Annotated in this window: 15 protein-coding genes; 8 read left to right on the top strand and 7 right to left on the bottom strand. The window is 56.4% G+C overall.

Going from position 1 to position 13,696, the window contains the following annotated elements; genetic code table 11:
* Nucleotides 1–8 precede the first annotated feature (8 nt).
* The 3 genes from iorA to E3E42_RS10180 all read left to right on the top strand — a co-directional run bounded on the left by iorA (nt 9) and on the right by E3E42_RS10180 (nt 3,769).
* Entirely contained in the window at nt 9–1,955 is a 1,947-nt protein-coding gene (iorA, locus tag E3E42_RS10190; RefSeq protein ID WP_167904472.1) for an indolepyruvate ferredoxin oxidoreductase subunit alpha, read from the top strand.
* Nucleotides 1,952–2,560, top strand: coding sequence for an indolepyruvate oxidoreductase subunit beta (locus E3E42_RS10185; RefSeq protein ID WP_167904471.1), 609 nt, complete (start codon nt 1,952–1,954; stop codon nt 2,558–2,560). Before iorA ends, E3E42_RS10185 begins: the two co-directional genes overlap by 4 nt.
* Nucleotides 2,561–2,662: 102 nt before the next feature.
* Nucleotides 2,663–3,769, top strand: coding sequence for an ATP-binding protein (locus tag E3E42_RS10180; RefSeq protein ID WP_167904470.1), 1,107 nt, complete (start codon nt 2,663–2,665; stop codon nt 3,767–3,769).
* Nucleotides 3,770–3,864: 95 nt separating this feature from the next.
* Here the strand turns inward: E3E42_RS10180 and E3E42_RS10175 are convergent, their stop codons facing one another.
* Nucleotides 3,865–4,437 carry a TATA-box-binding protein gene (locus tag E3E42_RS10175; protein WP_167904469.1) on the bottom strand — a complete coding sequence of 191 codons (573 nt, stop codon included), beginning with the start codon at nt 4,435–4,437 and terminating at the stop codon, nt 3,865–3,867.
* 202 nt (nt 4,438–4,639) lie between these two features.
* Here E3E42_RS10175 and E3E42_RS10170 point away from each other — a divergent pair, with 202 nt between their 5' ends.
* Nucleotides 4,640–5,062, top strand: a complete 423-nt coding sequence (locus tag E3E42_RS10170) for a DUF356 domain-containing protein (protein ID WP_167904468.1) — start codon at nt 4,640–4,642, stop codon at nt 5,060–5,062.
* Between the two features lies 1 nt (nt 5,063).
* Here E3E42_RS10170 and E3E42_RS10165 read toward each other — a convergent pair whose 3' ends face one another.
* Nucleotides 5,064–5,600, bottom strand: coding sequence for a multiprotein bridging factor aMBF1 (locus E3E42_RS10165; protein ID WP_167904467.1), 537 nt, complete (start codon nt 5,598–5,600; stop codon nt 5,064–5,066).
* Between the two features lie 70 nt (nt 5,601–5,670).
* Between E3E42_RS10165 and E3E42_RS10160 the strand changes: the two genes are divergently transcribed.
* Together E3E42_RS10160 and E3E42_RS10155 are read left to right on the top strand one after the other, a co-directional pair.
* A complete protein-coding gene (locus E3E42_RS10160; protein ID WP_167904466.1) occupies nt 5,671–6,171 on the top strand; it encodes a GNAT family N-acetyltransferase in 501 nt (166 codons plus the stop codon).
* A 53-nt stretch (nt 6,172–6,224) separates the two neighbouring features.
* The gene (locus E3E42_RS10155; protein ID WP_370519650.1) at nt 6,225–6,482 is read left to right on the top strand and encodes a hypothetical protein; all 258 of its coding nucleotides are present in this window, start codon (nt 6,225–6,227) and stop codon (nt 6,480–6,482) included.
* Nucleotides 6,483–6,517: 35 nt separating this feature from the next.
* Here the strand turns inward: E3E42_RS10155 and E3E42_RS10150 are convergent, their stop codons facing one another.
* The 5 genes from E3E42_RS10150 to E3E42_RS10130 form a co-directional block, all read right to left on the bottom strand.
* Nucleotides 6,518–6,922, bottom strand: a complete 405-nt coding sequence (locus E3E42_RS10150; protein ID WP_167904464.1) for a Zn-ribbon domain-containing OB-fold protein — start codon at nt 6,920–6,922, stop codon at nt 6,518–6,520.
* Between the two features lies 1 nt (nt 6,923).
* Entirely contained in the window at nt 6,924–8,084 is a 1,161-nt protein-coding gene (locus E3E42_RS10145; RefSeq protein ID WP_167904463.1) for a thiolase domain-containing protein, read from the bottom strand.
* Between the two features lie 10 nt (nt 8,085–8,094).
* Nucleotides 8,095–9,147 carry a hydroxymethylglutaryl-CoA synthase gene (locus tag E3E42_RS10140; protein ID WP_167904462.1) on the bottom strand — a complete coding sequence of 351 codons (1,053 nt, stop codon included), beginning with the start codon at nt 9,145–9,147 and terminating at the stop codon, nt 8,095–8,097.
* Nucleotides 9,148–9,278: 131 nt separating this feature from the next.
* On the bottom strand, nt 9,279–9,959 hold the full coding sequence (locus E3E42_RS10135; RefSeq protein WP_167904461.1) for a fibrillarin-like rRNA/tRNA 2'-O-methyltransferase: 681 nt from the start codon (nt 9,957–9,959) through the stop codon (nt 9,279–9,281).
* Nucleotides 9,960–9,964: 5 nt separating this feature from the next.
* The gene (locus E3E42_RS10130) at nt 9,965–11,242 is read right to left on the bottom strand and encodes a C/D box methylation guide ribonucleoprotein complex aNOP56 subunit (protein WP_167904573.1); all 1,278 of its coding nucleotides are present in this window, start codon (nt 11,240–11,242) and stop codon (nt 9,965–9,967) included.
* Between the two features lie 498 nt (nt 11,243–11,740).
* On the opposite strand from E3E42_RS10130, the gene E3E42_RS10125 reads away from it, so the two are divergent.
* Entirely contained in the window at nt 11,741–12,700 is a 960-nt protein-coding gene (locus E3E42_RS10125; RefSeq protein WP_167904460.1) for a hypothetical protein, read from the top strand.
* Nucleotides 12,701–12,763: 63 nt separating this feature from the next.
* Nucleotides 12,764–13,687 (top strand): hypothetical protein, encoded by a 924-nt coding sequence (locus tag E3E42_RS10120; RefSeq protein WP_206206100.1) that lies wholly within the window; start codon nt 12,764–12,766, stop codon nt 13,685–13,687.
* Nucleotides 13,688–13,696 lie beyond the last annotated feature (9 nt).

The raw sequence follows: 13,696 nt of genomic DNA, 5'->3' as shown, positions 1-13,696 counted from the left end.
GATTTTGGATGGCGAAGGTTACCGACATGGTTTTGTGGGACAAGCCCGGGGAGAAGGTTATACTCCTCGGCAACCAGGCCATAGCCAGGGGTGCCCTCGAGGCCAACATAGCCGTTTTTGCGGCCTATCCCGGAACCCCGAGTTCAGAGCTTACCGACACAATGGCCATGGTCGCCAAGAAGGCCGGCGTCTACATGGAGTACTCCACCAACGAGAAGGTCGCCTTTGAAACTGCCCTTTCAGCGGCATGGAGTGGCCTCAGGGCCATGACGGCCATGAAGCACGTTGGACTGAACGTCGCGGCAGACACCTTCATGAGCGCCGTTGGAATGGGCGTCGAGGGCGGATTCGTCATAATGGTCGCCGACGACCCGAGCATGTGGAGCAGCCAGAACGAGCAGGACACGAGGGTTTACGCGAAGTTCGCCAACGTTCCCGTTCTCGAACCCAGCGACCCGATGGAAGCCAAGGAGATGACGAAGTACGCCTTCGAGCTGAGCGAGAAGTTCAAGCACTTCGTCATCCTGAGGACGACCACCAGAACGTCGCACGCCAGGGGAGACATCGTCCTCGGGGAGCTGCCCGAGGAGATAAAGCAGGGCAAGAGGAAGTTTGGAAACTTCAAGAAGGACCCGAACAGGTTCGTCGACATACCCGCCAACTCGAGGCGCTTCCACCCGCAGATACTCGAGAAGATAGAGAAGATACGCGAGGAGCTCAACGAGTGCCCGTTCAACTGGATAGAGGGCGACGAGAGCGCCAAGGTTGGTATCATCGCTCCGGGACTTGCCTACTCCTACGTGAAGGAGGCCCTTCACTGGCTCGGCGTCGAGAACGTAAAGGTCCTCAAGCTCGGAACCCCGTTCCCCCTCCCGTACGGCCTGCTTGAGAAGTTCCTCGACGGTCTTGAGAAGGTTCTCATCGTTGAGGAGCTCGAGCCGGTCGTCGAGGAGCAGGTCAAGACCTGGGCCTACGACAAGGGCCTGAAAATCCCGATCCACGGAAAGGACCTCGTGCCGAGAGTTTATGAGATGACCACCAGGAGGGCCGTTGAGGCAATAGCAAAGTTCCTCGGCCTTGAGACCCCTGTGAACTTCGAGGAGCTCGATGAGAAGTATGAGAAGGTTAAAGGAATGGTTCCGCCGAGGCCGCCGAGCCTCTGTCCGGCGTGCCCGCACAGGAACACCTTCTACGCCATAAAGAAGGCCGCCACGCCGCGCGCCATATTCCCAAGCGACATAGGCTGTTACACCCTTGGTGTCCTCCCGCCGCTCAAGGCCGTTGACACGACAGTCGCGATGGGCGGTTCAATCGGAGTTGCCCACGGCCTCAGCATAGCCCTCAACGGTTCCGTTGCAGAGGAGGAGCACAAGAGGGGTAAGGAGAAGAAGGTCATCGTCGCCACCATAGGTGACTCGACGTTCTTCCACACCGGCCTTCCCGCCCTGGCCAACGCGATCTACAACCGCTCCAACGTCCTCATAGTCGTCGTTGACAACCTCGTCACGGCAATGACCGGTGACCAGCCGAACCCGGGAACCGGCGACACCCCGCACGGACCCGGCAAGCAGATAAAGATCGAGGAGGTCGCCAAGGCGCTCGGCGCCGACTTCGTCGAGGTCGTCGACCCGTACGACATCAAGGCGACCGTCGAGACCATGAAGAGGGCCCTCCAGGTCGAGGGAGTGAGCGTCGTCGTCACCAGGCGCGTCTGTGCCCTCCACAGGATAGGAGAGCTCAGAAGGGCCAGGATACAGTGGCCAATCTACCAGGTCAACGAGGAGAAGTGTACCGGCTGTAAGATATGTATCAACGCCTACGGCTGTCCGGCAATCTACTGGGACGCCGAGACCGGAAAGGCCAAGATAGACGAGCTCATGTGCTGGGGCTGCGGCGGATGTGCGCAGATCTGTCCGTTCGACGCCTTTGAGAAGGTCAGGGAGGGAGAGATATGAAGGAGTACAACATTGTTATCACCGGAGTTGGCGGCCAGGGAATCCTCACCGCCGCCAACCTTCTCGGCTGGGCCGCCCTCCGCGCCGGCCACAAGGTCAGGATGGGAGAGGTCCACGGAATGAGCCAGCGCTTTGGTTCGGTCATCGCCTACGTCCGCTTCGGCGAAGAGGTCTACGGCGCGATGGTTCCCGAGGGGAAGGCGGACGTCATCCTCTCCTTCGAGCCGGTCGAGGCCCTCAGGTATATCAACTACCTCAAGAAGGGCGGGCTGGTCTTCACGAACGCCAGGCCGATACCGCCGGTTCAGGTCTCCATGGGGCTCGCCACCTACCCGAGCCTTAAGGAGATAAAGAAGGTCGTCGAGGAGGACTTCCAGGCCAAGTTCATGGCCTTCGACGCCGAGGATCTCGCGGTCAAGGCCGGCCACGTGATAACGACCAACGTCGTCCTCATAGGCGCGCTGACCCAGACGCCGGGATTCCCGCTCTCGGCGGAGCACGTCAAAGAGGTCATCCGCGTCAGCGTTCCGCCGAAGGCCGTTGACGTCAACATGAAGGCCTTCGACCTCGGTGTCCAGGCGGCGAAGGAGATGCTGGGGCTCTGATGCCCCTATTTTTAACTATTCTGATTCCCCATAAGGCCATTCTACAGGGTTGCCAAAACCCTTATAACTTACCCCGGGGTAAGTAGCTTACGGTGGGGTAAGTTGCTGTTCGACCTCCAGCCCAAGACGAGACGGGAGGATTTGTACGACAGGGAGAATGAGCTCAGGGAGTTTGAAGAGGGCCTCCACCTCGGGGAGAGGCTGGTTCTAATACTGGGGATAAGGCGCCTCGGAAAAAGCTCCCTCCTCAACGTTGCGCTCTCTGAATCGGGCCTTCCCCACGCCAAGATAGACGTTCGCTCCCTGTACTTCACTCACGGCTCCATTCCACAGGAAATGCTCGCGAAAAGAATCCTGAGTTCGCTCATTGGGTCTCTCCCACCGGGCGGAAAGCTCAGGCTCGGCATAACCGAGGCGCTTTCATCCATCAAAGGGCTCCGCTTTTCTGGAGTCCACGTGGAATTTGAGAAAAAGCCCGATCTGGCTGAAATCCTGGAAAGGATAAACTCATGGGCGGAAAGCGAAGAGAAGCGGGTCGTCATAGCGTTCGACGAGGCCCAGTATCTCCGGCTTTCCGGGGTTCAGTACGATGGGCTGATAGCCTACGCGGTTGATAACCTTCCCGCCCTGACGTTCGTTCTGACGGGCTCGGAGGTCGGAATGCTCCACGACTTCATCGGCCTTGATAATCCCAAAAAGCCGCTTTTCGGCAGATACGCCAGGGAAATAACGCTGGAGAGGTTCAGCAGGGAGCGGAGTATTGACTTCCTGGAGAGCGGTTTCAAAGAGCTCGGGATTGATGTGAGCCCCTCTGAGCTCGAACGGGCGGTTGACGGGCTCGATGGGATCGTGGGATGGCTGAGCATGTACGGTTATCTCAGGGGGGCGAGGAAACTCCCGGAAAAGGATGCCCTGAACGAGCTGTTTCATCGGGCGGAGGCCCTTGTCAAAGAGGAGCTCTCATCCCTGCTTTCGTACAGCAGGAGATATGGGCTCATACTGAAGGCCGTTGCCATGGGCAACGAAACGTGGAGCGAGATTAAGGAGTACGTCGAATTCAAAGGCGGCAAAATCAACGACTCAAAGTTCTCAAACCTGCTGAAAAACCTAGTAAAGTATGGGTACCTTACTAAAAACGAAGGCAGGTATCTAATTCCAGACCCCGTTGTTGAAGAGGTCATCAAGAGGATGCCACTTACCCCCCGGTAAGTAACTTACCCCAGGGTAAGCTGAGTCCATATGTCCCCCGACTCTCAGGCCGGTGCTCTCAGGAGGGGAATAAAAGATTCTGGGACAAGAGGGTTTCACCACTCCTCCTCTTCCTCGATGAGGCCGTACTTCTCCAGCTCGCGGAGGAGCTTTCTAACGGCCTCCCAGGCGTCGTGCTCGCTCTTCGCTCCGGAGCAGACTATCTTTCCGGACGAGAAGAGCAGTATTACCGCCCTCGGCTCCTTGACGCGGTAGATAACGCCGGGGAACTGCTCGGGCTCGTACTCACAGTTGGGCAGGCTCAGGGCGACGGCATCGAGGTTGAACTCCATACCTATGTCGCCGCTGAAGACCATGTTCTGGATGTCTATCTGCGGCGCGCGCTGGAACCTAGCGCCTATCTTCTTGAGCATCTGGATGAGCTTGTTGACGGCGCGCTCTATGTCCTCAACGCTCTTGGCGCCGGTGACGACGAGCTTGCCGGAGCTGAATATAAGGAGCGCCACCTTGGGCTCCTCGAAGCGGCAGATGATGCCCGGGAACTCCTCGGGGTTGTACTTGGAGTTGGGGCAGATTTCAATGACCTTCTCAAGGTTGAGCTGGGTGAATAAGTCCACAGAAGCGACAATATTCTCAATCCTGAGCTTTACATTGCTCATGTCGACCAAGGCTTACACCTCCAGATGGTGGGTTTAAAAACCCTTTATAAATGAGGCGGGTTGAGTTTTTAAAGGTTTAGGTCACGATGGCAGGGGGAGCGGAGAAAATGCACACAAGTGTTCAGGCAGGAGTTGGAACTTTCTTAAGTGTCGGTAACTAAAAATCAAGAAGGCTTAAAAGGTGTTGGGCAGAGCTGGGGGTGGTGAGACCATGAGAAACACGATGGTTTTAGTAAGGACCGACAACTTTCAGAAGGCCAGCATCGCTCTGGCTGACCTGGTGCGCTACGGAGGAATGCAGATACGCGGCGACCCGAGGATTATCCCCCCGGCACTCTCGGACTGGGCCTTTGAGAAGATAAGCGGCGAGAAGCCGAGGAGACGCTTCAGGGCACACGTGATCGCCCAGATAGACCTCCCGCCGGCGAGGGCAATCGGGAGGCTTATGGACATACATCCACCCGCCCACGTTCTCGTGATTCCCCCCGATACCGAAGTCTGGGAAGAGCTAATGCGCCTCTGGGGAACCTTTGAGAAGCTCAAAGGCTTCCACCCTCCCAAGAGGACCCGGGCGGAGGAGCTAAGGAAGAAGAGGGAGCGGGAAGAGGGGGAGTGGGAGCTGGGGGAGCTCTGACTCACTTCTTCCGCTTCTTGATCTTGATGTGGGCTATGTCGCCGAGCGTCGGCTCGTAGTCCCTCGGAATGCTCTTCTTCTCCAGAACCTCCTCCCCGGAGGTCTCGATGAGTTTTATTTTGAAGTACTTCTCCAGCTTTTTCGCTTCCTTTATCGTCGGCTCGCGGTGGCCGTGGGCGATGGCGCGGAGGTCGTTCATGGAGAGCCCGACCTCGTGGGAGAGTTCCTCGTAGCTCTTGCCGCTCTTCTGGATGGCCCTGTAAACCCTCTCGGCGTAATCCTCAACTATCTCCTCCGTGTACAGCGGCCTCTCCGTCCTCGGCTTCGGAGCGGGCCTGGAGGCCGGCCTCGAGTACGTCCTTCTCACCGGCCGCCTTCCGGTGGGCATTATGCTGAAGGTTCCGGGCTTCTTTCCGCCGTATTTCTCATAACAGCGGTCGCAGACGAGAACTTCCGCCCCCTCGATCCTTATCCTGTGACCGGGACCTCTTATCGGCGCCCCACATACCTCACAGTACCTTGGCTTGGCCTTCCCCATCTCAACCACCTTCTTACTCCACTTAAAGCTGGGAGTCATGCTTTTTAAACCCCACGATGAGCTTATATCGATGGCGGAAGTGAAGGTAGAAAGGCTCAGGAAACTCGACCAGGCCACGCTGGAGAGACTCATCGAGATATACATGAGGGGCTACGAGGGCATGCGGGAGTACGGCGGTGAAGGGGAGAGCTACGCGAAGCGCTACCTCCGCTGGTGCTGGAACAAGGCGAAGGACGGCTTTTTCATCGCGAAGATTGGCGACGAGATAGCGGGCTTCATCGTATGCGATAACGACTGGTACAGCAAGTACGAGGGGAGAACCGTCGGGGCAGTCCACGAGTTCGTGCTCGACAGGAAGTTTCAGGGACACGGCATAGGCCACGTGCTCATGGAGAAGTGCCTGGAGTACCTGGGGAAGCACAACGACAGGGTCGAGCTGTGGGTCGGGGAGAAGAACGAGGGCGCCATCAGGTTCTACGAGGGCTACGGCTTTAAGAAAGTCGGCCAGAGCGGAATCTGGGTACGCATGGTGAAAGACCTGAAGAGAAAAGAGGGGAACGCTTCCGAATGAAGTGTGGAGGAGTGGGGATGCCGTGCATAAGCCCCCCAAGTCCCGAGAAGGTGGTGAAGTTGAAAGAGGAGAGTTTCATACGTGAGGGTAAAGGCAGGCTGAAGGTCGTCATAGAGAGTGAGGGCGAAAAGCTGGAAACGACCGTTAAAGGCTCTCTGAAGAGCGTTGAGGAAATAGCCGAGATGCTGGGCGTCGAGGCCAGGGATGGGAGGATAGAGACCGTCGTTGACGGGGTGAAAGTCCGGGCAGAGCGCGGAAGGCTGGAGATGGAGTTTGAGAACGGTGACAGGCTGAGGATTAAGCGGGCCTGAGCCACAGCGGGCATAAAAAGGAAGTAGAAAAGGCTTCACTTCACCGGAGGCCTGAACTTGTAGCCGTAGAGGATTATTCCGTCCTCCTCGAACTCCCTTATCTTCTTGGTGACGACCTCGACCTCCATGCCGAAGTCTATCTCCTCCGGGTCGACGTCCGTCAGCTGGGTAAGGACGACGGGCCCCTCCTCGAGCTCCACGAGTGCCAGCGGGAAGGGCTTGTAGTACTCGAAGCCGCTGGGCGGGTTCCTGACGATGGTCCAGCTGAGGACCTTGCCCTTGCCGCTCAGCTCGATTTCCTCGATCTCCCTTGAGCCACAGACCGGGCAGACCGACCTCTTCGGGAAGTGCACGTGGCCGTTCTCGCACTTTCCGCCTATGAGCATGTACTTCTCACGGAAGTGCCTCCAGTAGCGGGAAACCTGCATCGGGCGCGCCATTTCAGACCCTCCTAAAGACGTTAACGGTTATGTTCGAACCGGTTCCACCTATGTTCTGGGTCAGGCCGATTTCCGCATCCGGCACCTGGCTCGGCGCCTCGCCGCGGAGCTGGAGGACGGCCTCAACCGTCTGGTAAACGCCGGTGGCTCCGACCGGATGTCCCCTCGCCTTGAGACCTCCCATAGTCTGTATCGGATAGTCGGCGTCAATGGCTATCTGTCCCTCCTTGGCCAGCTTCGCTCCCTCTCCCTTCTTCGCGGCGCCGAGGGCTTCGAGGCTTAGCGCCGCCATGACGGTGAAGGCGTCGTGAACCTCGAAGAAGTCGATGTCCTTTGCCTCGACGCCCGCCATCTTGTAGGCCCTCTCGGCGGCCACTTTGGCGGCCTTTAGGGTTAGCAGGTCTTCCCTGCTGGCGAGGCTTATGGTGTCTATGGCGCGCCCCATTCCGGCAACCTCGACCCACTTCTCCTTCGGAACGCCAAGCTCCTTGGCCTTCTCCGGTGTGGTGATTATAACAGATGCAGCACCATCGCAGACCGGCGAGGCGTCGAAGAGCTTGAGCGGATCGGCAACGTAGGGGCTCTTGAGGACAGTTTCAACCTTAATCGGGCGCTTGAACATGGCGTAGGGGTTCTTGGCGCCGTTGGCGTGGGCGTTGACCGCGAAGAGCGCCAGATCCTCCTCGGTGTAGCCGTAGGCCTTCATGTAGTAGCGCATGATGAGGGCATTCAGAGCCACAAAGCTCGCGCCGTGGAAGAGCTCCCACTCGGCGTCGGCCGCGTAGGCCAGGTATCTGGTGGCGTCGCTCGGCCACGCGTCGGTCATCTTCTCGACTCCGACGACGGCAACGACGTCCTCAAGACCGCTGAGGACGGCCTTAACGCCCTCCTGAACCGCGGCACCGCCGCTGGCACAGGCGGCCTCGATTTTAACGGCCGGAATGTTTCCAAGTCCGGCCCAGTCGGCTATGAGCGCGCCGAGGTTCTCCTGCTCGACGAAGGGGCCTGAGATCATATTGCCGACGTAGAGGGAATCCACCTTCTCTATTCCGGCATCGTCCATAGCCTTGAGGAGAGCCTCGACCGCCAAATCGCGGAGGCCGAGCCTCCAGTGCTCGCCAACGGGGGTCATACCGGCACCTATTATGACTGCCTTCCTCATCTCAACCACCTCACATGATGAACTTTCTCCTCGCCTTCGCGTAGAGGGCGTAGTCGATGTACTTCTTCCTGTTCACGTAGTCCATGGTCTTCGGAGCCAGCTCGCGCTTCTCCTCGATGGCGTCCTGAACGACGATGCTGAAGGCGTCGCTTCCAGCACCCGAGCCGAAGCTGACCCACAGAATCCTGTCCCCTGGCTTGGCAATGTCGAGAACGGCAGAGACACCAACCATCGTGGCGCCGCTGTAGGTGTTTCCGATGATTCCGGTGAGCAGGCCAGGAAGAACCTTCTCCTTCGGAATGCCAAGGATTTTGGCAACGGTGAGTGGGAACTTGACGTTCGGCTGGTGGAAGACGGCGTAGTCGAAGTCGTCCACCGTGAGGTCGAGCTCCTCCATGAGGGTCTTAGCCGCGTTGACTATGTGGTGGAAGTAGGCCGGCTCGCCGGTGAACCTGTTTCCGTGCCTAGGGTAGTGCTCGTGCTGGCGCCTCCAGAAGTCCGGCGTGTCGGTAACGTATGAATAGCTGCCCTCGAAGTAGGCAACGGTCTCGCTGCTCTTCTCGCCGACTATGAAGGCCGCTCCACCGGCACCGGCGGTGAACTCAAGGTGATCGCCGGGCCTTCCCTGGGCGGTGTCCGCTCCAATGGCCATGGCGTAGTCGGCCATCTCTGAGCCAACGAAGCCTATGGCAGTCTGCAGGGCCTCGGTTCCGGCCTTACAGGCGAACTCGAAGTCAGCCGTGCTGACGTCGGGGGTTGCACCGATTGCCTCGGCTATGACCGTGCCGGTGGGCTTGACCGCGTAGGGCTTGCTCTCGCTTCCGAACCAGACGGCCCTGATGAGCGCCGGCTCTATCCGGGCCCTCCTGAGTGCGTTTCTCGCGGCCTCAATTCCTATCGTGAGCGCATCCTCGTCAAGGCCCGGAACGGCCTTCTCCTGTATCGGGAAGCTGGAAACTCCCCAGACCCTTCCTATCTCTTCGGCCTTGATTCTATACATCGGGACGTAGGCACCGTAGCCGACGATGCCGACTTCGCGCCTTGGCTTCAGGAGCTTTTTCATGGGGCATCACCTACAAAAGCTGAACGTAACTTCGGCTAAGGTTCAGGGGAGAGTTATAAAAGTCTTTCGGTGAAAGTAAAAGGTTTTTTCGACGATTGGCGAAGAAAGGGGACAGAAAAGGATAAAGAAGGTCACGGTTTCCTCACGACGAACAGCGCGTGGTCCTTCTCATAGGGCTCGAGTGAAAGCCTCTCAACGACCTCGAAGTACTCGGAGAGCTCCTTCTCGACCTCCTTAAAGACCTGCTCGGGCTCCTTCGTGACGTCGATGCTCCTGCTTTTGACGCTTATCATGGCGTAGCCACCGCTCTTCAGGAAGACTCTGGCGTTGTCTATGAGTATCTTTGCCTGCGTCGGCTGGGCCACGTCCTCGAAGATGACGTCAACCTTGGGGACCAGCGCACGGTAGCCCTCCGGCTTGGTGGCGTCGCCGAGTATCGGGACGAGGTTCCTGCGCTCCTCCACAAGGGGCACCAGCTCCCTCAGGACGCGTGGGGAGAACTCAACGCCGAACACCTTACCCTCCCAGCCAACAACGTCGCTGACGTGGCTGGCGGTGGTTCCGCTTGCCACTCCGAGGTAGAGAACCTTTGAGCCTGGCTTTATCGGGAAGTTCTCGAGACCGTTCAGTATGGCCGCACCGAGCTTCGACCTGCTCGGATTCCATATCCTGTACTCCTCACCCTCAGACTTTATCAGCCTCTCGCCGTAGACCTTCTGGCCCGGAACGAGGTTCTTGGTGGCTATCCTCTCGCTCCCGTCCTCATCAACGAAGACGTAAACACCGGGGAACCTGTGCTTCTTAATCCTCATCTACCTCACCTCTTGCCGCCCTTCTTCTTTTTCTTTCCGCCTTTCTCGCCCTTCTTACCCTTTCCGGCCTTTTCCTTCTTCTTGCCGCCGAAGCCCTTACCCTTCTTCTCCTTACCCTTGAACTTCTTCTTTTTCTTCTTCTTTTCAGGCTTGGCCTTCCTCTTGGGCGGGTTCGGATACTTCTGCTTTATCTCCTGGATGCGCTGCTCTATCTCCTGCTTCAGCTCCTCGGCTATGTACTCGCCGGAGAAGTAGTCAACGCGCGCCGCTATGGCGAGCTTTCCTGCCAAAGCTCTCGCGATCTTACCCCTCTGCCACCACGGTGAGCGGTTTATGGCAGGATACTGGAAGATGACGCCGTGCTTTGGAGGTTTAGCACCGCTCCTCAGGTGCCTGAAGAGGGCCTTCTCGGCACCGAGGACCTGTATCGTCGAGGCGGGCATTATGGCGAGCTCCTTGAGACCTCCTGCAAGGCTCATAAGGCGGGCGGCGAGCTTCGCACCGACCAAAGCTTTCAGGTTCGGTGCGACCTCATCCATGGCCGTCTCCAGGTAGTCCTCTATCTCCTTCCTGAGCTTGTAGAGGTCGTTTATCTCGCTGGCCAGCTTCATTATGATGTCGCTGTCGAACTTGCCGAGCGGAGCGCCCATTGATGTCTCTGCGGCCTTCAGTATCTTCTCCACCTTGGAATCCGGGAAACCAAGACTCCTGAGCCTCTCCTCCGTGGCGTTCTCCCTCGGGCCAACCTCCTTGACGAAGGCCACGTACTGCTCGTGCTTGGGCAGTATCTCATCCAGCTCAGGGAAGTGGAGGCCGTACCACTCCCTCAGCCTGGAGACGAGGAGGTTTATGACCTTGTCAATGTCGTCTAAGGCTTCGATGGCCTGTATAATCATCTTGTCGCGCGCGCCGCTCTGCTCCTGTATGCGGAGCCTGGTGAGAGCGACGCCGACGTTGAAGTACTCGTCGAACCACTTCTCGCCGAGGAACTCCCCGGGGCTTGAGCGGAGCTTTTCTCCTGCCACGTTCGGGAACTCGGCGGTGGCGTTGTAGCCGAGCTCCTTGAGCTTCCTGCTAAGCTCCGAGTCCTCAACCACGAACTCGTCGTAGCCCTCCCCGCTCAGCTCGTCGAGGAAGGCCAAAAGCTCATCGCTCGGCTCGCCCTTGAGGAGCTTGTCGAGGCTCACCTCCGGCCTTCCGGAGAAGACCTTCTGATCGATGAGATTACCGCTCTCGTCAAAGGCATAGATGCCCCTGACGTTCTCCGCTATGTAAGCTTTCATCATCATCACCCTCTCGGTTTTTGTTTCCGAAGTATAAAAGGGTTAGGCGTTTTAAACCCTTGTGTGTTCTTTGCATCAACTTCCGCGGAGACCCCCCAACAGTCAATGAGCACCGTTAGCTTGAGAGTTTTAAGAACCTGTGTAGGGGTTTAAAATTGTATGGGGTTCGCCATAATATAACTTGGTTTTGGCCGAAATTTCACTTCTGGTGATAGAAAGGGTTAAATAGTCCAACGGCATATTTTGTAATGCCATTCCCCACTGGAGGTGCAGGTTATGGGCCGGAAAGCCGCGGCAGTATTACTTATAGGGCCGTGAGTACAGTGATGGCACCCGTCATATTTACGTTCATACTACACGGGCATCGTGGCTTAATGGCAGACCAACTTCCGACTGGGTGATCGTTGACAGCCTACCGGGAGCAACAATAGTTACTGTCAAACCAAATTCCTGTCCATCAGGAATATGCCCAACTTCACTGGAGGAGGTGCCCCGAAAATGAATAAGACCCTTTATATTATTTCAGTGCTTTTTGTTATTTTTATTCTGACTATTACTTACGCAGATCACGAAGCGAGTAACAATAACGTCTCCAGTCATGGTAGTCTGTCAGGCCAGATTAATGTTTCCCAAAGTCAAGGCCATCAGAGTGAGAAGCACTATCTGATGGAAAATCAATGCAAAAATGATGTGAACACTATCCCAGGATTAAACTCTTTTGGGAACATTATTGTATCAGAGAGACTTCCCAATAATTCAGCTGTAAGATTTAATGAAAACATAATAATAATTCCAAAGACAGACCTAAATAAATCCATAACAGCAGGAAAGATGTACCTTCAAAACTGGACTCATGAAATTGGGATAACCGTTCCATGTTACATCCAGGGAGGAGAAGCTACCCTGGACAACAACTCTACAAGTAAGGGTTTTCACGATTTGGGCCTATGCGTATCAACCTCTTCCCAGATCGACCTTACAAACGAGAGATGCATATTTCTAAAAACCGTAAACTATGAATCAGAACTGCCACCCGGAAGGGTGCATATGGCAACATATGCCATTCCACTGGCTAATACTAGTTGGGACAAATGGGATCATGTTTATTGCAGTAGAGTAATCGACTATCTAAGTGTCTGTGGCCATCCAGAACTGTGGGTGAAGAACTTTACGAGCCCCTGTTACTGCAACAGCCACACAATTATCAAAAAGGTTTTGGACGGAATAGCCGAGGCAGGTTTTAGCACGATGGTATCTGGTGAAAAGAGTACCCCCAACGAAATATTCTCACAAATAGAGATATACATATATCGCAAAGGCGACGAGTACCTCTACGTGGAGTTCGCCGAGGTCAAGGGCATGGATTTGGTTAGAGTTCTCATGATAATGGGCGATGAGAAAGTCGTGAAAGCCTACGCACAGGCGTTCAGTGCTGGAACGCTGGTCTCCCAAAATTAAGCTTGAGACGTAACCAACAGATATTGACCATAGTCAACCCATCTACGGAGGGTGAAGGCCACTATGAAAGGCTCCAAGAAACCCAAGCTCCATTTTTTCATCTTTCTGCTGATAGCCCTGGTAGTGATCGCTACGCTGAGTATTCCCCACTTCAGGGAAAAGGGAACAACCCCTCCCAACAACCAGACGTTAAGTCCCCAGGAATGTAGCCCGGAATGCAGGCTTACTATCTATTCAAAGCAGCCAGAAAACGCCCTAATCGGCGGGTGGATAGGCAAAAGAATCACCGAAGTGACCAACGGCTCCGAGATTACACTGGACGACTGGTTCGTCGTTTACCCCAACATGAACCTCACCTCCCCGCCGGAGGGCTGGAACGCCTACTTAATCCACTGGCCGGAGAAGTTCAACCTGACTGTGCCGTGCTCCATGGGCGGCTTTACACTGGCCCTGGTAGGAAGGGAGAGCGGGCAATCCTTCTACCAGGCGGTTTTAAGGAACGAAACCCCTCCAAAACACGCTAGGGACTGCTGGGGAGAAGGGAACGGGCGGTGGCTGGAACTGCCGCCGGGAAAGGCCTACTTCGCGGTTCAGTACATTCCAACGGCCAACACAACCTGGAAACTCACCGTCCTGACGCCGACCAGGACCTGGACGGACTTCAGGGACTACCACATCTTCTTCGAGACCCCTGTGGAGCTTAAAGCGACCTGCACCTGCCCGATAGAAACGCTGATCGAGAGGTTTGAGGCTTCCATTAAAGCCCAGGGCTTCGAAGAGACCGAACTCTGGACCGCACCCATGGAAAACGACTGCTTCAAGCCGCTCAGCGTCAAGCTCTACCGCAGGGGCGACGAGTACCTCTACGTGGAGTTCGCCGAGGTCAAGGGCATGGATCTGGTCAGGGTTCTCATGATACTCGCTGAGGAAAAGGAGGTCGTGAAGGCCTACGCGGAAGCCTTCACCGCGGGAAAAGTCAAAGGCTAAAGCCTTTCA

It is taken from the genome of Thermococcus sp. JdF3, assembly GCF_012027495.1.
Taxonomy (GTDB): Archaea; Methanobacteriota_B; Thermococci; order Thermococcales; family Thermococcaceae; genus Thermococcus.
This window is presented reverse-complemented; position numbering and strand designations above follow the sequence as displayed.